The organism is Pseudoalteromonas sp. NZS100_1, from assembly GCF_015864285.1.
Lineage (GTDB): Bacteria > Pseudomonadota > Gammaproteobacteria > Enterobacterales > Alteromonadaceae > Pseudoalteromonas > Pseudoalteromonas arctica.
On the sequence record NZ_JADYXN010000009.1, the window covers coordinates 11,965 to 36,974 of the forward strand.

Annotated in this window: 22 protein-coding genes and 1 tRNA gene; 10 read left to right on the forward strand and 13 right to left on the reverse strand. The window is 40.0% G+C overall.

Translation table 11 applies throughout. The features are described 5' to 3' along the window. Positions 1-85: 85 nt before the first annotated feature. From rplL to I6F66_RS08140, 7 genes are all read right to left on the reverse strand, one after another. Complete coding sequence (gene rplL, locus I6F66_RS08110) at positions 86-448, reverse strand: 50S ribosomal protein L7/L12 (RefSeq protein WP_002958882.1); 363 nt, start codon at positions 446-448, stop codon at positions 86-88. 74 nt (positions 449-522) lie between these two features. After that, positions 523-1,017, reverse strand: coding sequence for a 50S ribosomal protein L10 (gene rplJ, locus I6F66_RS08115; protein WP_002958881.1), 495 nt, complete (start codon positions 1,015-1,017; stop codon positions 523-525). A gap of 322 nt (positions 1,018-1,339) precedes the next feature. Continuing rightward, positions 1,340-2,044 (reverse strand): 50S ribosomal protein L1, encoded by a 705-nt coding sequence (gene rplA, locus I6F66_RS08120; protein WP_165740516.1) that lies wholly within the window; start codon positions 2,042-2,044, stop codon positions 1,340-1,342. 3 nt (positions 2,045-2,047) lie between these two features. Beyond that, positions 2,048-2,476: a 50S ribosomal protein L11 gene (rplK, locus tag I6F66_RS08125; RefSeq protein WP_002958879.1), complete on the reverse strand. Its 429-nt coding sequence runs from the start codon at positions 2,474-2,476 to the stop codon at positions 2,048-2,050. A 214-nt stretch (positions 2,477-2,690) separates the two neighbouring features. Next, complete coding sequence (gene nusG / locus I6F66_RS08130) at positions 2,691-3,254, reverse strand: transcription termination/antitermination protein NusG (RefSeq protein WP_007580122.1); 564 nt, start codon at positions 3,252-3,254, stop codon at positions 2,691-2,693. A gap of 4 nt (positions 3,255-3,258) precedes the next feature. Beyond that, on the reverse strand, positions 3,259-3,636 hold the full coding sequence (gene secE, locus I6F66_RS08135) for a preprotein translocase subunit SecE (protein ID WP_002958877.1): 378 nt from the start codon (positions 3,634-3,636) through the stop codon (positions 3,259-3,261). Between the two features lie 132 nt (positions 3,637-3,768). Then, positions 3,769-3,845, reverse strand: a tRNA-Trp gene (locus I6F66_RS08140). Positions 3,846-4,009: 164 nt separating this feature from the next. Here I6F66_RS08140 and I6F66_RS08145 point away from each other — a divergent pair. Both I6F66_RS08145 and I6F66_RS08150 read left to right on the forward strand, forming a co-directional pair. Beyond that, positions 4,010-7,990, forward strand: a complete 3,981-nt coding sequence (locus tag I6F66_RS08145) for a hybrid sensor histidine kinase/response regulator transcription factor (protein WP_197209076.1) — start codon at positions 4,010-4,012, stop codon at positions 7,988-7,990. A gap of 136 nt (positions 7,991-8,126) precedes the next feature. Beyond that, a complete protein-coding gene (locus I6F66_RS08150) occupies positions 8,127-9,257 on the forward strand; it encodes a CsgG/HfaB family protein (RefSeq protein WP_165740251.1) in 1,131 nt (376 codons plus the stop codon). Positions 9,258-9,307: 50 nt separating this feature from the next. Here I6F66_RS08150 and I6F66_RS08155 read toward each other — a convergent pair whose 3' ends face one another. Both I6F66_RS08155 and deoC read right to left on the reverse strand, forming a co-directional pair. Continuing rightward, entirely contained in the window at positions 9,308-10,156 is an 849-nt protein-coding gene (locus I6F66_RS08155) for an SPFH domain-containing protein (RefSeq protein WP_007580116.1), read from the reverse strand. A gap of 10 nt (positions 10,157-10,166) precedes the next feature. After that, positions 10,167-10,913, reverse strand: coding sequence for a deoxyribose-phosphate aldolase (gene deoC, locus I6F66_RS08160; protein WP_197209077.1), 747 nt, complete (start codon positions 10,911-10,913; stop codon positions 10,167-10,169). 450 nt (positions 10,914-11,363) lie between these two features. Between deoC and cysG the strand changes: the two genes are divergently transcribed. Genes cysG through cysQ form a run of 6 tightly spaced genes read left to right on the forward strand, consistent with a single transcriptional unit; the run spans position 11,364 to position 18,326 of the window. Continuing rightward, positions 11,364-12,791, forward strand: coding sequence for a siroheme synthase CysG (gene cysG / locus I6F66_RS08165; protein WP_101164434.1), 1,428 nt, complete (start codon positions 11,364-11,366; stop codon positions 12,789-12,791). A gap of 49 nt (positions 12,792-12,840) precedes the next feature. Further along, the gene (gene cysD, locus I6F66_RS08170; protein WP_008133447.1) at positions 12,841-13,740 is read left to right on the forward strand and encodes a sulfate adenylyltransferase subunit CysD; all 900 of its coding nucleotides are present in this window, start codon (positions 12,841-12,843) and stop codon (positions 13,738-13,740) included. Beyond that, on the forward strand, positions 13,740-15,164 hold the full coding sequence (cysN, locus tag I6F66_RS08175; protein ID WP_197209078.1) for a sulfate adenylyltransferase subunit CysN: 1,425 nt from the start codon (positions 13,740-13,742) through the stop codon (positions 15,162-15,164). The genes cysD and cysN overlap by 1 nt, the downstream gene beginning before the upstream one ends. Before the next feature lie 31 nt (positions 15,165-15,195). Continuing rightward, positions 15,196-16,920 carry an SLC13 family permease gene (locus I6F66_RS08180; protein WP_197209079.1) on the forward strand — a complete coding sequence of 575 codons (1,725 nt, stop codon included), beginning with the start codon at positions 15,196-15,198 and terminating at the stop codon, positions 16,918-16,920. A 32-nt stretch (positions 16,921-16,952) separates the two neighbouring features. Continuing rightward, complete coding sequence (gene cysC, locus I6F66_RS08185) at positions 16,953-17,546, forward strand: adenylyl-sulfate kinase (RefSeq protein ID WP_007378439.1); 594 nt, start codon at positions 16,953-16,955, stop codon at positions 17,544-17,546. Positions 17,547-17,555: 9 nt separating this feature from the next. Then, a complete protein-coding gene (gene cysQ, locus I6F66_RS08190; protein WP_182737591.1) occupies positions 17,556-18,326 on the forward strand; it encodes a 3'(2'),5'-bisphosphate nucleotidase CysQ in 771 nt (256 codons plus the stop codon). A 111-nt stretch (positions 18,327-18,437) separates the two neighbouring features. Here cysQ and I6F66_RS08195 read toward each other — a convergent pair whose 3' ends face one another. From I6F66_RS08195 to I6F66_RS08205, 3 genes are all read right to left on the reverse strand, one after another. Continuing rightward, the gene (locus I6F66_RS08195) at positions 18,438-18,746 is read right to left on the reverse strand and encodes a hypothetical protein (RefSeq protein WP_197209080.1); all 309 of its coding nucleotides are present in this window, start codon (positions 18,744-18,746) and stop codon (positions 18,438-18,440) included. 252 nt (positions 18,747-18,998) lie between these two features. Then, positions 18,999-19,658 carry a hypothetical protein gene (locus I6F66_RS08200; RefSeq protein WP_197209081.1) on the reverse strand — a complete coding sequence of 220 codons (660 nt, stop codon included), beginning with the start codon at positions 19,656-19,658 and terminating at the stop codon, positions 18,999-19,001. Between the two features lie 445 nt (positions 19,659-20,103). Next, on the reverse strand, positions 20,104-20,901 hold the full coding sequence (locus I6F66_RS08205) for an alpha/beta fold hydrolase (protein ID WP_197209082.1): 798 nt from the start codon (positions 20,899-20,901) through the stop codon (positions 20,104-20,106). Positions 20,902-21,345: 444 nt separating this feature from the next. Between I6F66_RS08205 and I6F66_RS08210 the strand changes: the two genes are divergently transcribed. Together I6F66_RS08210 and I6F66_RS08215 are read left to right on the forward strand one after the other, a co-directional pair. Further along, entirely contained in the window at positions 21,346-22,629 is a 1,284-nt protein-coding gene (locus I6F66_RS08210) for an aromatic amino acid transport family protein (protein ID WP_197209083.1), read from the forward strand. Positions 22,630-22,759: 130 nt separating this feature from the next. Continuing rightward, positions 22,760-24,103: a M24 family metallopeptidase gene (locus tag I6F66_RS08215; RefSeq protein WP_165742204.1), complete on the forward strand. Its 1,344-nt coding sequence runs from the start codon at positions 22,760-22,762 to the stop codon at positions 24,101-24,103. Positions 24,104-24,156: 53 nt separating this feature from the next. Here I6F66_RS08215 and speD read toward each other — a convergent pair whose 3' ends face one another. Then, the gene (gene speD, locus I6F66_RS08220; protein WP_007376266.1) at positions 24,157-24,969 is read right to left on the reverse strand and encodes an adenosylmethionine decarboxylase; all 813 of its coding nucleotides are present in this window, start codon (positions 24,967-24,969) and stop codon (positions 24,157-24,159) included. Positions 24,970-25,010: the final 41 nt, after the last annotated feature.

Below are 25,010 nucleotides of genomic sequence, written 5' to 3' on the forward strand. Positions count from 1 at the left end.
CACTCTATAGCGCAAAAAGGCCGGTGATTAAATAATCACCAGCCCTTGCCTGATTTCTCAGGCAGCGAACTTAGCAAAAGCTAAATTACTTAACCTCAACTTCAGCACCAGCTTCAGTAAGATCTTTTGCAAGTGCTTCAGCTTCTTCTTTAGATACACCTTCTTTAACAGGTGTAGGAGCAGCTTCAACAAGAGCTTTCGCTTCTTTAAGGCCAAGGCCAGTTGCGCTACGAACAGCTTTGATTGCAGAAACCTTGTTAGCGCCAGCGCCAGTAAGGATTACGTCAAATTCTGTTTTCTCTTCAGCAGCTTCAGCAGCTGGACCAGCTACCATTGCAGCTGCAGCAGTTACGCCGAATTTTTCTTCCATTGCTTCGATAAGAGCAACAACGTCCATTACTGACATTTCAGCAATTGCGTCAAGGATTTGGTCTTTAGATACAGACATTACAAATTTCCTAATAATTAACGGACATTACGTCCAAATAAATTTTACACCGAAAGTGATTAAACAGCTTAAAATTAAGCAGCTTGCTCTTCTTTCTGTACACGTACTGCTTCAATTGTTTTACACAATTTGCCAGCAGACGCTTCTTTCATAGCACTCATTAAGCGTGCAACAGCTTCATCGTATGTAGGTAATGTAGCAAGCATTGCTGCATCAACAACATTTCCTTCAAAAGCGGCCGTTTTAAGCTCGAATTTCTCATTCTTTTTCGCGAAATCTGAAAAGATACGCGCAGCAGCACCTGGGTGCTCTGATGAGAAAGCGATTAAGCTTGGACCAACAAATGAATCAGAAAGACACTCAAAATCTGTTCCTTCAAGAGCACGTTTTGCTAAAGTGTTACGGACAACTTTCATCCAAACACCATTTGCACGAGCTTCTTTACGAAGGGCAGTGATTGCGCCAACTGTTACACCACGAGAATCTGCAACAACTGCAGATAGAGCACCATTGGCTGCTTCGTTGACTTCAGCAACTATTGCTTTTTTGCCTTGAAGATTTAAAGCCATGGGTGTTACTCCTGGTTTAATGGGGATACCGATTATCGGATTCCCCTGTTCTACTCTTCCCTACCAAACAAGGTAGAGATGCTTTTTACGGCGAGAGCCAGAAGGATTAGGAAAAATCTATCTGGGGTCTACACCGTCTACGTAGGTGAATATTAAGGCCGAAGCCACCTACGGTCTTGGACGGAAGCCCAATTTATCGTTAACCCCGAAGGCTTAACGAAATTATGGACTTCAACCCGAATTCTTTACTTTGCTAATTAATAAATTAATCAACAAAATGGCGCGAAATTATAGTACAAATTTCACGCCATGTAAACACTAATTAAGCTACAGTTGTGCTTAAAGTGCCTTGGTCAACAGAAACACCTGCGCCCATTGTTGTAGAGATAGTTACTTTCTTCAAGTAAATACCTTTAGCTTGAGAAGGTTTAGCCTTCTTAAGCGCAACAATTAGAGACTCAAGGTTTTGTTGTAATTGCTCTGCAGTGAAATCAACCTTACCAATAGTAGTATGGATGATGCCATTTTTGTCATTACGGTAACGTACTTGACCTGCTTTAGCATTTTTAACTGCTTCTGCAACGTTAGGCGTTACAGTACCAGTTTTAGGGTTTGGCATTAGACCACGTGGGCCTAAGATTTGACCTAGTTGACCAACAACACGCATAGCGTCTGGTGATGCAACAACAACGTCAAAGTTCATCTCGCCTTTTTTAACTAGTTCAGCAAGATCTTCCATGCCTACTAATTCAGCACCGGCTTCTTTTGCAGCTTCTGCATTAGCGCCTTGTGTGAATACAGCAACACGAACGTCACGACCAGTACCGTTAGGTAGTACAGTAGCACCACGAACGTTTTGATCAGATTTACGAGCATCGATACCAAGGTTAACGGCAACGTCAACACTTTCTACGAATTTAGCTGTCGCTAACTCTTTTAAAAGAGCAACTGCTTCATTGATTTCGTAATCTTTTGTTACTTCCACTTTTTCGCGGATAGTACGCATACGTTTAGTTAATTTAGCCATTTCTTAGTCCTCTACGTTCAAGCCCATCGCACGCGCAGAACCTGCGATAGTGCGAACCGCTGCGTCCATATCGGCAGCTGTAAGGTCAGTTCGTTTTGTCTCAACAATTTCTTCAAGTTGAGCACGAGTTACTGTGCCTACTTTATCAGTGTTAGGACGGCCTGAGCCTGACTTGATACCAGCAGCTTTCTTAAGTAAGTAAGCAGCAGGTGGCGTTTTCATGTCGAACGTAAATGAACGGTCACCGTAAACAGAGATCACTACAGGAACTGGAGCGCCTTTTTCGATAGACTCTGTACGTGCGTTAAACGCTTTACAGAATTCCATGATGTTTACACCGTGTTGACCTAGTGCAGGACCTACTGGAGGACTAGGATTAGCCATACCAGCGGCAACTTGTAGCTTGATTAGAGCTTCAACTTTTTTAGCCATTATAAATACCTCATTTGGTGGGTCTCAGCCTTGTGCGCGCGAGGACGCGTACTCTAACGGCTTCCCAGTTTAAAAATTGGTTTCGTACTTTTTGCACAGTAAAAATAAATTTTTACCTTAATACAAAAAGGCCGCTGATTATAAGTTAATCAGCGGCCTTTTTCAAGCTTCATGCCAAAATTTAAATAAAAATTAGCGAAGCTTTTTTAATCAATTACTTATCTTGCTCAACTTGACCGAATTCAAGCTCAACTGGCGTAGAACGACCAAAAATAAGTACAGATACTTTTACGCGGCTCTTTTCGTAGTCAACTTCTTCAACTACACCACTGAAATCTGCAAATGGTCCGTCTGTAACGCGAACAACTTCACCTGGTTCAAATAATGTAGCAGGTTTAGGTGCTTCAGCATTTTCTTGAAGGCGATTAAGAATGCGTTCTGCTTCTTTAGGAGTTATTGGAGCAGGACGATCAGACGTTCCACCAATAAAGCCCATTACACGTTCAGTGCTGTTCACTAAGTGCCAGCTTGCGTCATTCATATCCATTTGTACTAATACATAACCTGGAAAGAATTTACGCTCAGATTTACGCTTTTGGCCAGCGCGCATCTCAACAACTTCTTCAGTTGGTACTAGTATCTCACCAAAGCTCGATTCAAGACCTTCGATTTTAATGTGTTCAGTTAACGTTTGAGCTACACGCTTTTCGTAACCAGAAAAGGCTTGTACTACATACCAACGTAACTTAATTTCTTTGTTCTCGTTCTCATCCGACATGGGATCAGATCTCCAATCCAGTTAAAAAGCCTACAGCGCGGAATAAAATGCCATCTAATCCCCAAAGGATAAGTGCCATAATCACTGTTGCAACCATTACAATTAATGTCGTGTGGGTAGTTTCTTGGCGCGTTGGCCAAATAACTTTGCGTACTTCAATTCGAGCTTCTTTAGCGAAAGCAAGAAAGTTACGTCCCTTAAATGTTTGCGAGGCAATTGCTAATCCGGCCGCTATTGCAACAACAACGCCGATAGCACGTAGTAGTACAGATTGATCTGCATACATGTGATTACCAACAACTGCGCCTGCAAGTAGCGCGATTGCTACTAACCACTTTACTGACTCCATCGCACTTGATGGTGTTTCTACATTCGTGCTCATAATATTATTACCTTAACTACAGACACAACAACCCTACACTACGGTAAGGTTAATCCATTAAAATCTAAACTTAAAAACAGACTTAATTTAAACCGGTTTTTAATCTCAGACTACTCAAACCACAAGTAAAACTGGCAGGGGCGGAGAGATTCGAACTCCCAACCATCGGTTTTGGAGACCGCTGTTCTACCAATTGGAACTACGCCCCTGCAAAGTGGATGCCTATTATACTTACGCAGTCCATTAACACAAGCCTAAAAGATACCCACATTGGAAAATCTCGGCATTGCATTAAAAAATCAATCTTAACATTGATTAAAAAGCAGTTTATGATTGTCCAAATTATAGGGACTCACAATTAGATGGGAAGTCTGTGAAAGCAATAAAAACAATCATAAGATATAAAATTATTAGCTTTTTATTATTATTTCATATTAGTTCTTATGCCCTGCCATTGTACTTAGATACATATACAAATGAACAAGGTTTATCACAAAATTCAATTACCTGCAGTACCACTGATGAAAAAGGGTTTCATTGGTTTGCTACCCAAGGTGGCTTAAACCGATTTGATGGGTATGAATTTAAGCACTATAAATTCAATCCTTCACAACCTAGTATTTCGGGAAATTGGATTACGGACTGCCTGAATTTAGGAAACGGCCACATTTGGTTTGCGACAACAAGTAATGGACTTAACTTATTAAATACTGAAACAGGAAGTTTTAGTGTTTTTAACCAGTACTCAGCTCCTCCTATTACAAATGAACGTATTTCATCAATTTCTTCTAATTCGCCACAAATCATTTGGATTGGTCACGATAAAGGGCAACTTACTCGTTTAGATACATACACAGGTACTACCGAATTATTTTCTTATCAGGGCACGAATCACTTAAATGTTGTTTTTAAGGATGTGCTTTTTGATGATCAAAAAAACCTTTGGTTAGCAAGTAGTATCGGGCTGATTAAGTTCGATACACAAACACATCGGTTCGAACATATATCTAATAGCCCTGAACAGCTCTGGCAATTAAAAAAAGTAACAAACGGCAAATTTATTATAGGAGGTAAGACTGGTCTAAGTGTTTTTGACTCAAACACACTCGCATTTTATAACTTTGAGCAACTCAAAAATGTTTGGGTCACAGATATACTTTTTGATGATGAAAAAAAATTATGGGTAAGCACTTATGGTCATGGTCTTTATTACCAAGCTACAGATAATTTACTAAGTAGCGAGTTTCGTCAACTTACTCACTCTCCAGATTTAAAACATGGCTTAGCTAACGATCACCTATTATCACTTTACCAAGACCCTCAAGGCATTATTTGGATTGGTACAGACGGCTATGGATTACATCGCTATGATAAAAGGCAGGCTCAGTTTGGTCATCAAAAACATCAAAGCAATAACCCAGCTTCTATCTCGAATGACTTTGTAAGAGCAATACTCAAAGACAGTAACAACTTACTTTGGGTGGGTACGCGCGACGGACTTAACAAACAAACTGACACAGGATTTAAACGCTATGAAACAGATAAAAATCAAGATATAGGCTTAACTAATAACAATATATTTAGTCTTTATGAAGATGCCAATAAACGCGTATGGATAGGCACATACGGAGGTGGTTTACTGCTTTACAACCCAATTAATGATAACTTTTCGGCTTTTACTGTGCAAAGCCATCAACTCAGTAGTAACCGTATTTATGCAATCGAAGGTGATCTAAGTGGTAATTTATGGCTGGGCAGTAACGAAGGCTTAACGCGATTTAATCCCGATACTTTACAGGTTACAAATTTTAAATACACCGCAGATAAAAATAGTATCTCAAATAATACTGTTTTTAGTATTACTTATGACAGCGACAACAACGCTATATGGGCAGGAACCCGCGCAGGGTTAAATAAACTTTCTTTACATGATGAAACATTCACCCATTACCAAAGCGATCTTAAAAAGCCTAATAGTTTAACGCATGACATGGTTACATCCTTGCATTTACAAGATAAAAACACTTTATGGGTAGGTACTTTTGGCGGGCTCAATAAGTTAAATATCCAAACAAACAAAGTAATAAACATTACAGAGTTTGATGGCTTACTTAACGATAATATTTTTGCAATTAAACAAGATAGCAGCGGTTACTTGTGGCTAAGCAGCAACCAAGGCCTAACCCGTTACGCTCCTCAAACCCAACAAATGCAGCATTTTTTACCCGCAAACGGTATACAGCATCATTCTTTTATTTTAGGTGCCGCTTTTCAAGCCGATGACGGCGAGCTATTTTTTGGTGGTATTAACGGTTTTAATCAATTTGATCCGTTAAAGCTGACTCTAGCAACTCAACCCCCAGAACCCGTTATTACAGACTTACTTATTTTTAACCAGTCAGTCGGGACACAGCAATATATAAAAAACAAGACCCAAACGGCTAAGCTTATAAGCTATACAGACAGACTCTTTTTTAAAGAAGAAGATGGTGTTATCGGCTTTAAATTTTCTGCTTTAAACAGTGCAGAGCCCCCTTCTCAATACCAATATGCTTACAAGTTAGCTGGGTTAGATAAGCAGTTTTTATACGCAAACAAAAACCAGAGGCAAGTTAGTTATTCTCAACTTCCCGCTGGAAGCTATCACTTTATTGTAAAAGTTAAAGATCAATACGGTCAATGGAGTGATGATAAAACAATGGTTGCGCTTAAAGTTACTCCACCTTGGTGGAAGAACAATGTTGCCTATGTAACTTACATCATTATCGTATTATTTATAATGTGGTTAATTATAACAGCAAGGTATAGAGCTAACGTTGCAGAGCAAGCAAACTTAAAAGAGAAAGAACTTAGCAACTTAAAAACCCAACTATTAGATAATGTTAGCCATGAACTTAAAACACCATTGAGCTTAATATTAGCGCCACTTGAGAGTTTACAAAAAAGCCATAAGGATTCAGACACCCAACAAAAACTAGCGATGATTCAACGTAATAGCTATAAGCTATTGGATCAAATAAACCAACTTTTACAGCTCAGCCAGCGCCCAAGCACAGCAGTGAAACACGTCACACCCTATGCTATAAAGCCGGTAGTTGAACAATTAATTGAAGATTTCACCCCTTTATTTAAACAAAAAAATATTACGTTCGAGTTTGAAGATTTAACACAAAAAACTATTCCCATTAAATTAGAGCTAAATCATACAATTTCTATTATCAGTAACTTATTGAGTAACGCACAAAAATACACTCCAAACACTGGCAAAGTATTACTTCAGCTATTAACTCAAAAACAAACATTAATCATCACAGTCTCAGATACTGGTGTTGGTATAGATAAAGAGCACCTTGAGACCGTTTTTCAACGATTTACACGCATAGATACGAGTAATCAAAGTGGTAGCGGTATTGGCTTAGCGCTGGTGAAGCAGCTAGTTGAGCAATATGGAGGAACTATTGAACTTAAAAGTGAATTAAACAAAGGAAGTTGTTTTACTGTTTCACTCCCAACAACTCAAACAGACGAAACCTCTAACCTCACGGCTCTTGCTGTGTCTAAAAACAATAATTTATGTGCAGTAAAAAGTAATAAGATTCTTATTATTGAAGACAACGATGAAATGCGTGATTTAATAACGTCACTATTTATTAGTAGCTTCACGTGTATAAGTGCAGCTAACGGAGAGCTAGGTTTAGCTTTATGTAAAAACGAAATGCCTGACTTGGTAATAAGTGATGTAATGATGCCTGTTATGGATGGCTATCAGTTTATTAAAGCACTGCGCAGCGACACGGCTATTAGCCATATTCCGGTGTTATTACTTTCAGCAAAGGCAGATACGCATAGTAAATTAAAGGGCCTAGACTTACTTGCTGATGACTATTTGAGTAAACCTTTTGAGCCGCAGCTGTTACTCAGCCGCGTTCAAGGGTTATTAACGATTAGAGAAGTACTTAATCAACATTTAAAACAACAACTACCTGCTTTATCACAAACAACCCAGCTCGACCCACAAATGGCGCAAAGTAAAGATTATGTATTTACCGAGCGTGTAAAAACGACAGTAAAAGAGCATTACCAAGACGAAGCATTTAGCGTAGAAGAATTTGCAGCAGCGCTCTACCTTAGCCCTCGCGCTTTACAATTAAAAATGAAAGCCTTGTACAACCTAACACCAAGCGATTACATTCGAAATATTCGTTTAGAATTTGCACAAGAGCTTTTAAAAAATAGTGAGCTTGCAATTGGTCTAGTAGCACAGCAAGTTGGCTTTAATTCACAAAGCTACTTTGCCCGGTGCTTTAAAGCAAAATATAATATGTCCCCAAAACAGTTTCGCGAACAATCCTGATAAATTTCGCCTGTGTGACTAAACATTTCGCACCAGTACTATTATTAACCTACTGATTTAACTAAATTAACATGAATTTAAATATTAAAGGAAATGCACTGCATTTCCCTTGAGCATATTAATTAAGGACAGTCATATGTTAAAAGCACCACAAAAACTATTATTAACGGCACTATTAACTGCCACTCTTAGCGCTTGTCAAAGCACCTCCACAAATGTTACGTCAGGTCAAAATTCACCAGACATAAACACTGTCGCCCAAGAACAATACAATGGGCCTAAAGCTCGTATTGCTGTTGCACGCTTTACCGACAAATCAAACAACTCAAAATGGTGGCGTAAAGAAATAGGCGACGGTATGGCTGATCAATTAACTACGGCACTTGTATCAACAAATCGCTTTATTGTTTTAGAGCGCCAAGCGCTTGATGCTGTTTTATCAGAACAAGACCTAGCAGCCTCAGGTCGCGTTAGTGCATCATCGGGTGCCGCTTATGGTGAGATTGAAGGCGCTGAAATAGTCGTTATTGCAGCGGTAACTGAATTTGATGACGATAGCTCTGGTGCAAGTGTTGGCAGTGGCGGCTTTATGGGTGATGTATTTAGCTCTGTATCCGCTGGTTTCTCAGGCTCGCATATGGCGATTGATCTTCGTCTAATAGATACACGCACATCACGCATTTTAGCTGCAACAAGTGTTGAAGGTGGCAGTAAAGATTTTGACTTTACTGGAGCCGCAACCAACTTTGGTGGCGCACTTGTTGGCGGTAATATTAGTGGATGGTCTGATACCCCTAAAGAAAAAGCCCTTCGTGAAGTTATTATTAAAGCGGTTGAGTTTTTAGAAACTAAAATTCCAGATACTTACTATCGCTATAACAGTAATAACACTTTAGCATCGGGTTACACTGCGCCGCCACCGGCAGCTGTACAAGCAAAAACAGCCAGCAAGAGCGCTGTAACAGTCGATGTACCCACTCATAGAATGCCACATTATGAAAAGATGGATTTAGCAATGTCGCGCCTAAGCTTGGTATGTTTGGGTTACCTAAGAAACCAGCCTGATTACGAAGAATTTGAAACACAGGATGTTGAGTACGATCGTAAAACAGTTATCGCACTTCGTGAGTACCAGCAAGACAAAAAACTAAAGGTAACGGGTTTAGCTGATGAAACAACTAAAAAATCACTTGATGATAGTGGTTGTATTGCTAAAACGAACAAATCAAGCCTCGAAAGTATAAGCAACATGTTTAAGTTTAATTAATGGCTTTGACTTGGGTAGCTAATAAAAAGAGCTACCCAAGTACTCACTATTTAGTTAGCACCTTTAACAAGTGGTACTCCGTTATTGCCTACCGGAATATAAACAGTTGTATGATTAGGTGACTCAGCCATTTTTATTTGTGCATTAATAGCTTCATGTTGAATGTAATTAGCTGTTAGTGTTGCGTTAATGATCTTCTGAGCTTGAGCAATCCCTTTGGCTTCTTCAACCCTAATTTCAGCGTCTTTTTTGGCAATCTCTTTTTGTGTTTCTTTTTCCGATAATAGCTGCTGAGCTGCCAATTTTTTCTCAACTGCATTAGCAACAATATCGGGGTAATTAATATTGCCTACTACAACGTTTGCAAGTTTAAACGGCGTTGTCGACAAATAACTTTGCAGGCGCAGAGTCACTTCCTTCGCAATTTTCTCACGATTTGTTTTAAGCTCGCCACTATCGTATTTTTGTACTGTATCGCGCACATACGTTCTAAAAGTTTCACGTACAAAGCGTTTATACCAATTTTCGGCGCCGTACTGCTCTACCACAGTTTTAACAGAGCCACTCTCAATAGCAATAACAGCATGAAAATCAAATTTAATATTTAAATCATCATTCGCTAAGATTCTAAATGTCTCGGTATATGTATTAGGTCGCATATCGATGTTTACCACTTCATTTCGCAGTAATGACATACCGTAATTAGATGGGCCCTTCATTGTTCCTTGATAACCACCTTCACCAAATACACGCGGCTTTTCGAATACGTAGCCTTCTTCACCTGCGGGTGTGCTTGGGTTAGTACATGCAGTTAATCCAAAACCAACGACTCCTACAACCAATGCACCTTTAAATAGGTTATTAAACAATGTTTGTGTCCCGGAGTTTCTTGCTCTCATTATTTATCCTTTAATTACTTTTTAATATTGTATAAACATCGCTTAACAGGCTCGAGGCACCAAACCTAAATGTATTTGCTTGCAGATAATCATCTCCCATTATCGCGCGTGCTAGCGCTAAATAATCACTGGCATCGGCAACAGTTTTAACACCACCGGCAGCTTTAAAGCCCACACGTTTATCTGAGTTTTTAATAGCTGTTAGCATAATTTTTGTTGATTCAAGTGTGGCATTTACAGCGACCTTACCTGTACTGGTTTTTACAAAATCAGCACCGCCTTTAATTGCAAGCTCCGTGGCCTGAGTTATGAGTGCTTCAGTTTTTAGCTCTCCACTTTCTATTATTACTTTTAATTGAGCGTGCGACCCACACGCTTTTTTACTTTCGCTTACATAGCTAAGTACTGTTTGAACATCGCCCGCTATGAGTTTTTTGTAAGGAATAACCAAATCAATTTCGTCAGCGCCGCGCTCTATTGCAATAAGTGTTTCGTTAATTACATCACTCAGTGGCGCATCACCTGTTGGAAAATTAGTGACCGTTGCAACTTTTACGTAGTTAAGCTCACGTGCTGCGAGTGCTATTTTTGCATCATCAACAAAGTCGCTATAAACACATACTGCAGCAGGTGTGCCCAGCCTCGGGTTTATACTATCAACAAGCGCTTGAATGTTTTTGGTTGTATCGCTGGTGTTTAAGCTTGTTAAATCCATCAGTGCGACTGCTAATGCGGCATCTTTTTGGTGTTGTGTCATTAGAGCTCCGTTGCTTATGTAATACCAATTTTATTAAAAACATAATCATTTTAGCGTATTAAATAACTCACTAACTACGTTAAAAATTATTTATATAGAACAACTATGTATCATAATTTTAGCCTTGTTATTGAGCTATTTTCTCGTCGCTATTATAGATCACTAATTTAATGCAATTGGTATAAGTACAAAATTTGATATGCCTCCATATTAACAAATTAAACCAAACTCGCTATAGCTCATAACCAAACACTATAAGCTGTTTATTTTACTTGTAACTCGGCGCAATCCCTTGTTAACTAACTCTTAGGCCTAAAAAGCCCACCTATTATAACTTTTGGTTATATCAACTTGGTTTTAATTATTTTTTACTTATTGATAGCCGCTATATTCTGCTTATCAGAATAAAGCGTTTTCTTATATTTGAATTTGTTTAGGGGTCTTATTAACGTGCAGTATTTACCTATCTTTACCAAACTCGACAACAAACCAGTATTGGTTGTTGGCGGTGGAGAGGTCGCATTACGCAAATGTCGCGCGTTTTTAAAAGCGAGAGCGAGCGTTACTTTAGTAGCGCCTTGGTTTTGCGACGAACTAAAAGAGCATGCACATAATAATGAAGTAACGCTTATTGATGCTTATTTTGATGAGTCGCATCTCGATGGAAAAATGCTTGTTATTGCAGCAACCGACCGCGATGAAGTAAACAACAACGTATTTGAACTTGCCAATGCCCGCAATGTATTTGTAAACGTAGTTGATGACCAACCTAAATGTACGTTTATATTCCCATCCATTGTTGACCGCGACCCAATTACGATTGCTATATCAAGTGCAGGCACAGCGCCCGTACTTGCGCGTCGCTTACGCGAAAAGCTCGAAACCCTTATTCCGCATCATATTGGCCCACTTGCAACACTTGTAGGTGGCTTTAGAGACAAAGTAAAAAAACGCTTTAAACATTTTTCAGACCGCCGCCAATTTTGGGAAGGCGTGTTCGACTCATCCGTCGTGAGTAAAGTGCAAACCGGTGACACTCAAGCCGCACAGCAGCAATTAGAGCAAATGCTAGATGCAAAAGCAGAACCTGAAGGCGAAGTATATGTAGTAGGTGCAGGCCCAGGCGATCCAGAGCTTTTAACACTTAAAGCACTGCAACTTATGCAACAAGCCGATGTGGTTGTATACGACTTTTTAGTGTCTGACGAAATTATGGAATTAGTGCGCCGCGATGCTGACCTTATTTGTGTAGGCAAACGTTTAGGCGATCATAGTGTTGTTCAAGACGACACCAACCAAATGCTGGTCGACCTTGCTAAACAAGGCAAAAAAGTGTGCCGCATTAAAGGTGGCGATCCGTTTATTTATGGTCGTGGTGGCGAAGAAGTACAAGTACTGGCTGCTAACAACGTAAATTATCAAATTGTACCGGGTATTACAGCCGCTGCAGGTTGTAGCGCATATGCGGGTATTCCGCTTACGCATCGTGACCATGCACAAGCCATTCAATTTGTAACTGGCCATTGTAAAAAAGACGGCCAAGAACTTGATTGGCAATCGCTGGCAAAAGCAAATCAAACGCTTGCTATTTACATGGGCGTAATTAAATCGCCGCACATACAAAGCGAGCTTTTAAAGCATGGCCGTAAAGCCGACACACCTGTTGCCATTATCGAAAACGGTACACGCAAAAATCAGCGTGTAGTAACAGGCCAACTAGGCGAACTTGCCGACTTAATCCAGCGCAACAGCATTATATCGCCTGCGCTACTCATTATTGGTGAAGTAGCCGCCCTGCACTCGCAACTAGCGTGGTTTGGGAAAAACGAGCAAACAAGCAGCTTTGCACAGCCGCTAACAGATGTATCAAATACATAACCGAATTTTAAATTTGTAACTTTTAATCATTTTAGTAGGACGACTAACAATGGCTTTAACTCACCTTCAGCAACTTGAAGCTGAAAGTATCAAAATCATGCGCGAAGTCGCCGCTGAGTTTGAGAACCCAGTAATGCTTTACTCTATTGGTAAAGATTCGTCGGTACTTTTGCACTTAGCGCGTAAAGCATTTTACCCTGCAAAAATTCCGTTTCCGTTATTACACGTAGACACCAATTGGAAGTTTCGTGAAATGATTGAGTTTCGCGACCGTATAGCTAAAGAATACGGTTTTGACCTACTGGTACACAAAAATCCAGAAGGCATTGAAATGGGTGTAGGCCCGTTTACGCATGGCTCGGGTAAACATACCGACATAATGAAAACCCAAGGCTTAAAGCAGGCACTTAACAAATATGGTTTTGATGCTGCATTTGGTGGCGCACGCCGCGACGAAGAAAAATCACGCGCAAAAGAGCGTGTTTATTCGTTCCGCGACAAACACCACCGTTGGGACCCTAAAAACCAACGTCCTGAGCTTTGGAACACTTATAACAGCCAAGTTAATCCGGGCGAAAGCATTCGTGTTTTCCCGTTATCTAACTGGACTGAGCTTGATATTTGGCAATACATTTACCAAGAAAACATCGACATGGTGCCGCTTTACCTAGCAAAAGAGCGCCCTGTTGTTGATCGCGATGGCACCCTAATTATGGTTGACGATGAGCGTATGCCACTTAACGAGGGTGAAGTACCGCAAATGAAATCTGTACGTTTTCGTACATTAGGCTGCTACCCACTTACCGGTGCAGTTGAGTCAACAGCAAGTACTTTAACCGAAATCATCGAGGAAATGCTGCTATCTACGTCATCTGAACGTGAAGGTCGTGTTATTGACCATGATTCAGCAGGCTCAATGGAGAAGAAAAAACGTGAGGGGTATTTTTAATGTCTAGCCAAAATAACGATACATTTAACGAAGTAAAAGAAATAGGCATAGACGCCTACCTAGCACGCCAACAAGACAAAAGCTTATTGCGTATGCTTACGTGTGGCAGCGTAGATGACGGTAAATCAACATTGATTGGCCGCCTGCTGCACGACAGCCACCAAATTTATGAAGATCAGCTAGCTGCTCTTCATAAAGATAACGAAAAAGTAGGTAATGCAGGTGAAGATCTTGACCTTGCATTATTAGTTGATGGCCTACAAGCTGAGCGTGAGCAAGGTATTACCATTGACGTAGCGTACCGTTACTTTTCAACGGCTAAGCGTAAATTTATTATTGCCGACACGCCTGGGCACGAGCAATACACGCGCAACATGGTAACAGGTGCATCAACAAGTGATGTCGCCATTATTTTGGTTGATGCGCGTTACGGCGTGCAAGTACAAACCAAGCGCCACAGCTTTATTTGTGACTCGCTTGGCATTAAGCAGTTTGTTGTTGCCGTTAATAAAATGGATATCGTTGATTTTGACGAAACCGTGTATGAAAAAATTAAGGCCGATTACCTTAAATTTGCTGAGCAACTTAACGTATCAAACATTAAGTTTGTGCCTATGTCGGCGCTTAAAGGCGACAACGTAGTAACTCGCTCTGCTCATACACCGTATTACACCGACAAGCCGCTACTAGAATTACTAGAAGATTCGCCAGCAGCCGAAACAGATACAGGCTTTGAAGCGCGCCTACCGGTGCAATATGTAGTGCGTCCTAACTTAAACTTCCGTGGTTTTCAGGGCACACTTACGTCGGGCAAGATACACGTAGGCGATGCAATAAAAGTATTACCGTCGGGTAAAACATCAAGTATTAAAGAAATTGTTACCTTTGATGGCAATTTAGATAGTGCTGAAGCAGGCCAAGCAATTACCGTTACCCTAAATAACGAAATTGATATTAGCCGAGGCGACGTAATAGTACCTGCAAATTCAACGGCCGTTGTTACTAACCAGCTGCAAGCTAAAATTGTGTGGATGCATGAGTCGCCATTAGTATTAGGTAAAAGCTATAACCTAAAGCTAGGCAGCAAAAACACTTCAGCTATTGTTACAAAAATTGATTACACAATTGATGTGAACACGCTTGAGCACGGCACTAGCGACTCACTGCAGTTAAACGAAATTGCGATTGTAACACTTGAACTAACCGAAACTATTTTGGCAGACGAGTACCACAGCAATCACGAAACAGGCTCGTTTATACTAATCGATCGCTTATCAAACCTAACGGTTGCTGCGGGCATGATTGAACAAGTACTGCAAAGCCAAGCACAGCAAAGTAACTTTAGCGAATTTGAAGTTGAATTTAACACCTTAGTACGCAAGCACTTCCCGCATTGGCAAGCGCTTGATATTTCTAAGTTATAAGTTAACTTTAGCCTGTTAGGAATTTAAAAGCATGGTAGAACAGCTCGTTTTAACAGGCATTATGCTTACCTTAGTCGGGTGCCTTTTTGGCACCCGTATTAATCCAGCATGGTTATTTGTAAGCGCCATTGGCACCAGCTACTTAGCAGGGCTAATCGATCTTGAAAGTATGTTAGTTAATTACGCTAACCCGTCGCTTATCACCTTAGTGCTATTGGTGTTAGTGTCGACCGCAATAGAAAAAACCACTCTAATTCAAAAGTTAGCGCAATCGCTATCTAAAGGTAGTTTAGTAAAATCGGTAACAAAATTGGGGTTATCAACCGCCTTTTTATCGTCGTTTACTAACAATACCGCCGTTGTTGCATCGCTTATTACCGCGATAAAAGACAACCCTAATCACTCCCCTTCAAAGCTATTATTACCGCTGTCGTACACTGCTATTTTGGGCGGCACCATTACGCTTATTGGTACATCAACCAACTTAATCGTTAATGGCTTTGCAGTTGATGCGGGCATGGAACCGCTGGGCTTTTTTGACTTTACCTTAGTGGGTTTAGGCGCGCTAAGCGTAGGCCTAATTACCATTTTAGTAATGCTTAAATACTTACCCGACAACGGTAAAAGCGACCAAGAAGTCGTGCCTTTTTACCTCGAAGGCAAAGTACAAGCAAACTCAAAATTAATAGGTCAAACCGTTGAAGAAAACGGCCTGCGTGATTTAAAAGACTTATTCCTTGCTGAAATTATTCGCGATGGCAGCCGCATTTGCGCAGTCACCCCGCAGCAAATTATTCAAAAAGATGACGTGCTGCTTTTTGTAGGTGACATAAAGTCGGTGCCATTACTTACCCGTTTCGACGGCCTAAAAGTAGTGCACGAGAATCATCAAAAAGACATAGAACACTTAGTAGAAGTAGTCGTAAGTCAGTCTTCAAAATTTATTGGCAAAACCGTAAAAGAAGCCCGCTTTAGAGAGCAATTTCATGCTGCTGTTATTGCCATTCGCCGTGGTCACGACCGCTTACAAGGCGGCCTTGGGCAAGTGCAATTACAAGCTGGCGACTCACTAATACTCGCCCCAGGCAAAAACTTTTATACCTTGCCTAACTTAAAGCGCGAATTTGTGTATATTTCAGGGTTTGACTTACAAGCCCACCTTGCACCTAAACAATCAAACATTGTGCTACTAAGCTTTGCCGCAGTACTGGGTTTAAGCATTGTTGGCATAGTGCCGCTGGTTAAAGGCTTATTAGTATTACTGATTGGCTTAATGCTCAGTGGCACCATAAAACTTAACGAAGTAAAACGCCGTTTTCCTATCGAGTTACTCGTAGTCGTAGGTAGTGCCATTGGCCTTGCCAAGTTAATGATAGGCACCGGACTTGCCGGGCAAATATCCGACGCCATGTTTATGGTACTTGGCGACTTTGGTCCTTACGGCGCATTTATTGCCATATTTTTAATGACCGTATTATTTACCGAGCTTATTACTAATAACGCAGCAGCTGCCTTGTCGTTCCCTGTTGCTTACTCACTCGCGGTTGGTTTTAATGTAGACCCGCTACCATTTATTATGGCGGTTGCCTTTGGCGCATCAGCCAGCTTTATATCGCCATTTGGGTATCAAACTAATCTAATGGTTTATAGCGCGGGTAACTATCGCTTAAAAGATTACATAGTGATGGGCTTACCCCTTTCTATTATTTATTCAATCACGGTATTAACCTTGATCCCGCTGGTATTTCCGTTTTAATACCTGCGCTCACAGCATAAGAGACTCTCACTATGGATGAAAATATAGTTTGGCATAACTACGCAACTACAAAAGCACAGCGTAGTGAGCAAAAAAAACATAAGCCCGCTATTTTATGGTTTACCGGCTTTTCAGGCTCTGGTAAAAGCACCGTAGCAAACGCACTAGAAGCGGCGCTTAATCAACAAGGTACGCACACTTACCTGCTCGATGGCGACAACGTACGCCACGGTTTATGTAAAGACCTAGGCTTTAGCGACGAAGACCGCATTGAAAACATACGCCGCGTAGGCGAAACCGCTAAACTAATGACCGACGCTGGCTTGTTAGTACTTACTGCGTTTATATCGCCTTTTAGAGCGGAGCGCGATATGGTGCGCAGCCTAGTAGACGAAGGCGAATTTATTGAAGTATTTATCGATACCCCACTGGATGTATGCGAAAGCCGCGATCCAAAAGGCTTATACAAAAAAGCCCGCGCTGGAGAGATAAAACACTTCACCGGTATCGATTCAAGCTACGAAGTGCCAAACAATCCAGAAATAATTTTAGATACAAGTAAAAACACCCTAGACCAATCGGTTACACAACTGATAACGTATCTAAAACAAAAGCACATAATATAGGTTAACCCCATGAATCAAACCGAACTGCTAGAAGAAACCCTCATCCTTGCCCGCAAAGCAGGCCAAGCGATAATGGGAATTTACGAAAAGGATTTTAACGTTGAGTACAAAGCCGATGAAAGCCCCGTAACCGACGCCGATTTAGCAGCTCATAAACTGATTGTGGCAGGGCTTCAACAGCTCACACCCGACATTCCAATACTCAGTGAAGAAAACGCCGACATAAGCTGGGATGTACGCCAAACGTGGAAAAGCTACTGGTTAGTTGACCCAATCGACGGCACTAAAGAATTTATTAAAAAGAACGGTGAATTTACCGTAAATATCGCCCTAATTAAAAACGGCATTCCTATTTTAGCCGTAGTCGATGCACCCGCACTCGGCGTATCGTACTTAGCCGCCGAAGCCATTGGTGCATTTAAAGATAAAGGCGATGAGCGAATCGAGCTTAAAGTAACCACCAAACCTAACAAAGGGTTAATTCGCGTTGTAGGCAGCCGCTCGCACCCATCACCCGATTTAGCCGAGTTTGTAAAACGCTTTGACGACGTTGAAATGGTGTCTAAAGGTAGCTCACTTAAACTGTGTTTAGTGGCTGAGGGCAGTGCCGATATTTACCCGCGCTTAGGTCCAACCTGCGAATGGGATACAGGTGCAGGACATGCAATCGCCGAAATAGCCGGTGCTAAAGTCACTAAGCTTGATGGCAGCCCGCTTATTTATAACACCAAAGATGAGTACTTAAATCCGTACTTTATTGTAAGTGCTATAGAAGAGTAAGGGCAGTTTTTAGTGGTTAGCTATCAGTTGTCAGCAAGACAAGTGGTAGCTTTAACTCTTTGATGTTACCAGTTGATGTCTAGCAAACGGTGAAAAAACATGCCTAATTTATTACTTGCTAGGTTTTAAGTACATCATACTACCTTTAAATACATCAAATAACTCACAATGAAAGTTTTGAAGACTATCAATTAGCTCCTCAATTTCCCTTAGATTACGAGTAAACTCGGGATTTGATTCTTGCGTACCAGGTAATGAATTAATTTGCATTAAGTTTAGCCAGGCTGATGCATCAGAGTCTACTTGAAATAACCAGTCGGTCACAATACCGTCAAAATAAAAATCAGCTAGGGCGAGTGCCTCTTGAAGCTCTTCGTATAACTTATCATCGACCACACGATTTATATCAACGCTACGCAAAAACCTTTTAACAACTATACAAATATGCAAGCTTATTTAAGTTACTTTCACGTATCTCTCTAACACCACTAAGCCTTTACTATTGGTATGCAATGAAAGCTACTAAGCTAGCAATTACAGGGCTCAATAAAGCAGAATAGATATCTTAGCTATATTTAGTAATTCCATTTTAAATCAAATCATTAGAGCTTGTTTTGATAATTGTTAAAAAGAGAGAGCTGACTCTATTCTTTTCATTTTAATCATATTATTTTATTTAAAGTAAATTATTAACGAGCATGTAAGTACACTGATAATCCCACACAACAAGAGGATGCCACATATTATATCTTTTGGTAACGCTAAATCCTTGTACAGTTTTGAGTATTCATCATAGTTTAATGAGTCAACCTCTTTGTCATCAATATTTTTAGGATACCTAATTGGAAGTCCAAATAAAAATATACTTAGACCCCAACATATTAGGGTAAACACAAAAAAATACAAATCACTTCCTCTAATGGTAATAGTTCTAGAGGTTAGTTTACTAACTACTTCCATTTCTCCTAAATACAAAGAAATTAATGCATATGACGTAAGCAGCCCCCCTAGAAGAAGAAAGAATTTGATTACTTTATTTGACTTCAACCTTTCACTGTTTCGGCAGATTTTCATAACAATTTGACTTGAACTTAATATATCGCCAGGTTTAATTCCAATACCGTAAATCATTCCTCTATATTCAGCACGGACGTCAAGATCACTAGGTGAGAAGCTTTCGGGATATTCATTGAAATGATGAGAAGTAATTTCGACACTAAAAAGAATGTCACCAACATTAACTTCAGCTCCCTCTGCAACCCAGACCAGCGTTACTTTTTTTGGATCCTGATCATAGAAAATTGGAGCTAAAATATCGATGATAACCTCCATGTAGATAGACGGGTAATCCCCCCATTTTTAATGGAGGGATTACCGACGAGCCTATAAATCAACTCGTTTTTACTTCAATTTGTAATCAAACCATAGCTGAGTGTCTATTTTGAAGCAACTGATTACTGTACTTTTGCGCGGAATATAACAAAGTGTTTGGTGTTGCTTTAATTAGAACTTTGATGAGGGTAGAAATATCTAAATGGCATATTTTAGGTGTGGACCTAGCATTAGACACAGCACATTGATTAAATCAATTCGCAGTCCTTCGTAGTCTAAATTTCCGTTGTATCTCATTAAGTTATTAGGCAATTTGGTTTTAACTTATCAGTGTGACATCGAGTAAAGCTATGTTTTTAGCCTAAGGATAAAGCCAAAAAGAATGACCTAATCCAATTTACTAAGTACCTACCATTGACTGAAAGCTTTCTAAAAGCGACAACCCTTAACGATTTTGTTGGGCGATAAAAGCAAGCGAATGCTGATTGAATAAGTCGGGGCGCTCTACATTACAGACATGGCCGCAATGGTGAATAGTTTGCAGTACGCTATTTTTATGACGCTTAACCATTTCTTTAACAGGGCCAAGGAACATATGATCTTCTTTGCCCATAATGTAAAGAATGGGAATATCAATGTCTTTTTCTTTGAAGTATTGCATTAAAGGGTTTACGTCCATGGCTAATTTAAACCATTTTATAAACTCTTTTTGGCACAAGCGTTTTGCTTCACGAACAAACAAAAGTCGAGATTCTTTATGGCGCTTTTTCGGCATCATAATAAAAGCAAATAAGCGATACAGCCACATATAAGGCAAGAAGTGTTTAAAAGTATTGCCTAAATAAACCAATGTATTACTGCGCGTATTAAAACGAGTAACCGCTCCACCTAGCACCATGCTAGAAACATATTGCGGCGCAATTTCAGCAATATTTCGAATAATAATTGTGCCCAATGAAATACCAACAAAGTGTGCGCTGGTGATATTGTTATGATCTAACACATCTATGATGTCTTTAGAGACATTATCAAATGAATAATTATTATCAACAAAGTTTTGTACTAAATTATTCGATTTACCGTGACCACGAAGATCTAGCAACAATACATTATATTCTTTTTTATAAGCTTTAAGCTGACGAAACCAAATTGCCGAACTACCACCTGCTCCATGGACAAATACAACCCATGTTTTACTGGTTTCGTGCGCAAAAGTAGTATGGAAGAGAATCTCTTTGCTCATTGCAGTTAGTGGCCTATTTACTTCGTTTGGCATATTTAATTGCAGGAAGTATAACGGAGTTTAATAAAAATCTCCTATGAAGTTCAGATCAATGGCTTCTAATTAACAGCTTTTCGGAGCAGATTTTGATTTTTAAATGAAAACCAATAAAAATGACCAGTCCCTATTTTTACGTTATGAGAACCGCCTATCTCGGCTTTGCTGCTAGCATGACGCTATAGCGTGTTGGGTTTCGCTGCGCTCTAACCAACCTACTTTAAAATTGTAATGTGGTGCTGCCGCTTAGGGTTTGCTCACTTTTACACCGCTGTTTCGTATTCATGACACTTACCCTTCAATTTGGTCTAATTAATTAGTCTACAAATCCTCTCAAAACATGAAATTTTTAGCTAAAAACTATATTCTTGCGCGCGATTATTATTTAAATAATGGATAAACACACACATGACAACATCTCAAGATGCAACGCTTTCAAATGCATCAACAACAGGTGCACACACACCTTCAAACACACCCACTTCTAAATGGAATCTGCACGATACGCAGTGGACTTTAAGCCTTTTTGGTACCGCCGTTGGTGCGGGTATTTTATTTTTACCTATTAACATTGGTATTGGCGGTTTTTGGCCGTTAATTATTTTGGCATGCTTAGCATTTCCAATGACCTTTTGTGCACACCGTGGACTAGCGCGTTTTGTACTTTCATCAAAAAATAAAGATGCCGATTTTACCGACGTAGTTGAAGAGCACTTTGGTGTGACTGCGGGGCGGTTAATTTCTTTATTATACTTTTTATCTATATTCCCAATTTTGCTTATTTACGGTGTGGGCTTAACTAATACCGTTGATAGCTTTATGGTTAATCAAATGGGGATGGAATCACCTTCTCGCGTGTTGCTTTCGGGTGTATTAGTTGCAGGTATGATTAGCTTAATGATGGGCGGCGAGCGCTTAATGCTGCGTGCCTTTACTATTTTAGTTTACCCGCTTGTGGGTATATTGTTCTTTTTATCACTTTATTTAATCCCAAGCTGGCAAATGCCAGATATGACAATGCCTGAAATGGGCAGCTTTGGTAAAACGTTGTGGTTATCGATCCCTATTATTGTGTTTTCGTTTAGCCACGCAGCGGCTATCTCAAGCTTTGTAAACGTGCAACGCGGTCACTACGGTGAACAAGCTACACATAAGTCTGAGGCGATTTTAAAGCGCACTAGCTTACTACTTATTACCTTTGTACTGTTATTTGTGTTCTCTTGCGTGCTGTCGCTTACAGGCGAGCAAATGGCCGCAGCTAAAGCAGCTAACGTATCGGTTTTATCCTACCTTGCTAATATTACTGATAACTCGTTTATTGCCACGCTTGGGCCGCTTGTGGCCTTTATTGCTATTACATCGTCGTTTTTGGGTCATTTTTTAGGTGCACGCGAAAGCTTTACAGGATTAGTAACTAAACAAACAGGCTTAAGCGCTGGCGTTACCGATAAAATTGGTGTGTTAATCATGTTTTTAGCTATTTGGTTTTGTGCTGTTAAAAATCCAAGTATTTTAGACATGATGGATCAGTTATCGGGCCCTATCATTGCGATGATTTTATTCATTATGCCAATGATTGCAGTTTATAAAGTACCTGCACTTAATAAATACCGAAATCGCTTTAGCACGCTATTTATATTAGCGGTTGGCTCACTTGCTGTATTTGCACTTTTATACAGTATGCTTAAGTAATAAAACTGTTTATACAAAAGCCCGGCTACTTTTTAGCTGGGCTTTTTTGTGTGCTGTTTATCTCAAATTGTTTTTTTATAGTCGCTCTTCAGGCATGTTATAAATTAACTAGCCTAAAAATAAAACAATTATGCACTTTACTAAACAACTCCTACTTTACGTAAGCTTGCTAACTACGCTTGTTTTAAGCCTCTTTGTTAAAGCTGATGACGCTCCCGCTATTTTATCGATGAAAGAGCGCGCTACGTTTATAGATAAAATAACTGAGCTTAGAGTTAATACCTTAATGCCCTCATTAATGAAGCAGCACAGCACTGATATGTGGCTACTTATAAGTCGTGAATATAACGAAGATCCAATATTAAAAACAATGCTGCCTGCAACATGGCTTTCAGCCAGACGCACCACTATTTTGCTATTTGCACTTAATAAACAAGGTGGTGTTGATGCTTACGCTATTGCGCCTTATAAAATAGGTAACGTATTTAAAAAAGGGTGGGATAAACAAACACAACCAAGCCAGTGGGAAGCACTCAATACACTTATTGAGCAATACAAACCTCGCAACATTGCGCTTAATACTTCTACCGACTGGGCACATGCCGATGGCCTTGTGCTAGGCGATTACAAAACCTTAATGGCTAACTTGCCCGCCACTTATCACAATAAAATAATTTCTGCAGAGCCGCTTGCTGTTGCGTGGTTAGAGCAACGCATTCCTGAAGAAGTTAAAATGTATAAACATATTGTCGCTATTGCCCATCATATTATTGCAGAGGGGTTTTCGGGTAAAACAATTACGGTTGGTGAAACAACTAACGATGACTTGGTATGGTGGTTTAGAGAGCGCGTAAAAGAGCTCAAACTACAAACATGGTTTCACCCAAGTATTGCTATTCAGCGCGCCGATGCGAAGTCGTTCGATCATGAAGAAAGCTTTACCAATGGCTACGATGATAACGTTATACAAGCCGGTGACTTGCTTCATGTAGATTTTGGGATTACTTATTTACGCTTAAATACCGACACGCAGCAGCATGCGTATGTGCTCAAAGAAAACGAAATAAGTGCGCCTAGTTACTTAGTTGAAGCACTAAAAAGCGGTAATAAACTACAAGACATATTTACCAATCAATTTGCGGTAGGTAAAACCGGTAATGAGGTTTTAGCTGCAGCACGAAAAGCCGCTATTGATCAGGGATTAAAACCCACTATTTATACTCATCCTCTTGGCTATCATGGCCACGCTGCTGGCACTACATTAGGTATGTGGGATTCTCAGCAAGGTGTACCGGGAAATGGTGACTATCCGCTACATTTAAATACGGCTTACTCAATTGAGCTTAACAATGCTGTGTTTATAAAACAGTGGAATAAAGAAATAAGAATAATGCTAGAGGAAGATGCTATTTTTGATAAAAGCGGTGTCTGGTATTTAAATGGCCGACAAACACAGCTATTGCTTGTAAAATAAAGTATAAAAAAATGGCGCTCACTGAGCGCCATTTTTAATTTAATTCGTTGCTATTATTCTGTATCTGGCAGGTTACGGCCATAGAATATTTCTTGCATTTCACGGGTCAGCTTTGAGCGAATTTCGTCTTCTTCGCCCTCTGATAAATCTGCCGTAGAAAGGCCGAACAAATACGTGTTTAGATCGGTTTCTTTTAACATCATTTTGGTATGGAACAGGTTTTCTTGATACACATTCACGTCCATCATTTGGTACGCTTCTTTTGTATCTTCTGTCATGAAGTTTTGAATCGAGCTAATAGCATGATCAATGTAGTGCTTAACACCGTTTATGTCGCGGGTAAAACCACGAACGCGGTAGTCAATTGTTACTACGTCTGATTCAAGGCTATGAATTAAGAAGTTTAACGCTTTAAGTGGCGAAATAATGCCACAAGTAGACACTTCAATATCAGCACGGAATGTACAAATACCATCATCAGGGTGAGCTTCTGGGTATGTGTGTACACAAATGTGGCTTTTATCTAGGTGCGCAACAACTGAATCAGGTAATGGGCCTGGTGCTTCGTCAGCATCGTAATTTTGCTGTTCTTCTACTGGTTCTTCTGAAACCAAAATAGTTACACTTGCGCCTTGCGGTTCATAATCTTGGCGCGCTACATTTAAAATGTTAGCACCAATAATATCAACAACTTCACCTAAAATGTCGGTTAGTCTATCTGCACTGTACTGCTCATCGATATATTCAATATATTCTTTACGTTGTTGCTCGGTCTTTGCGTAACAAATATCATAAATACTAAAGCTTAAACTTTTGGTTAAATTGTTAAAGCCATGAAGTTTAAGTTTATCGAAGGGTTTGTTCATAATAAACCAACCTATAAATTAGTGGGTTCTGCACCTGCAGA

Bases quoted from the DNA above. Each gene is read 5' to 3' on its own strand.
- rplL (WP_002958882.1), bottom strand. From the start codon at position 448: ATGTCTGTATCTAAAGACCAAATCCTTGACGCAATTGCTGAAATGTCA.
- rplJ (WP_002958881.1), bottom strand. From the start codon at position 1,017: ATGGCTTTAAATCTTCAAGGCAAAAAAGCAATAGTTGCTGAAGTCAAC.
- rplA (WP_165740516.1), bottom strand. From the start codon at position 2,044: ATGGCTAAATTAACTAAACGTATGCGTACTATCCGCGAAAAAGTGGAA.
- rplK (WP_002958879.1), bottom strand. From the start codon at position 2,476: ATGGCTAAAAAAGTTGAAGCTCTAATCAAGCTACAAGTTGCCGCTGGT.
- nusG (WP_007580122.1), bottom strand. From the start codon at position 3,254: ATGTCGGATGAGAACGAGAACAAAGAAATTAAGTTACGTTGGTATGTA.
- secE (WP_002958877.1), bottom strand. From the start codon at position 3,636: ATGAGCACGAATGTAGAAACACCATCAAGTGCGATGGAGTCAGTAAAG.
- I6F66_RS08150 (WP_165740251.1), top strand. From the start codon at position 8,127: ATGTTAAAAGCACCACAAAAACTATTATTAACGGCACTATTAACTGCC.
- I6F66_RS08155 (WP_007580116.1), bottom strand. From the start codon at position 10,156: ATGAGAGCAAGAAACTCCGGGACACAAACATTGTTTAATAACCTATTT.
- deoC (WP_197209077.1), bottom strand. From the start codon at position 10,913: ATGACACAACACCAAAAAGATGCCGCATTAGCAGTCGCACTGATGGAT.
- cysD (WP_008133447.1), top strand. From the start codon at position 12,841: ATGGCTTTAACTCACCTTCAGCAACTTGAAGCTGAAAGTATCAAAATC.
- cysN (WP_197209078.1), top strand. From the start codon at position 13,740: ATGTCTAGCCAAAATAACGATACATTTAACGAAGTAAAAGAAATAGGC.
- I6F66_RS08180 (WP_197209079.1), top strand. From the start codon at position 15,196: ATGGTAGAACAGCTCGTTTTAACAGGCATTATGCTTACCTTAGTCGGG.
- cysC (WP_007378439.1), top strand. From the start codon at position 16,953: ATGGATGAAAATATAGTTTGGCATAACTACGCAACTACAAAAGCACAG.
- cysQ (WP_182737591.1), top strand. From the start codon at position 17,556: ATGAATCAAACCGAACTGCTAGAAGAAACCCTCATCCTTGCCCGCAAA.
- I6F66_RS08200 (WP_197209081.1), bottom strand. From the start codon at position 19,658: ATGGAGGTTATCATCGATATTTTAGCTCCAATTTTCTATGATCAGGAT.
- I6F66_RS08205 (WP_197209082.1), bottom strand. From the start codon at position 20,901: ATGAGCAAAGAGATTCTCTTCCATACTACTTTTGCGCACGAAACCAGT.
- I6F66_RS08210 (WP_197209083.1), top strand. From the start codon at position 21,346: ATGACAACATCTCAAGATGCAACGCTTTCAAATGCATCAACAACAGGT.
- I6F66_RS08215 (WP_165742204.1), top strand. From the start codon at position 22,760: ATGCACTTTACTAAACAACTCCTACTTTACGTAAGCTTGCTAACTACG.
- speD (WP_007376266.1), bottom strand. From the start codon at position 24,969: ATGAACAAACCCTTCGATAAACTTAAACTTCATGGCTTTAACAATTTA.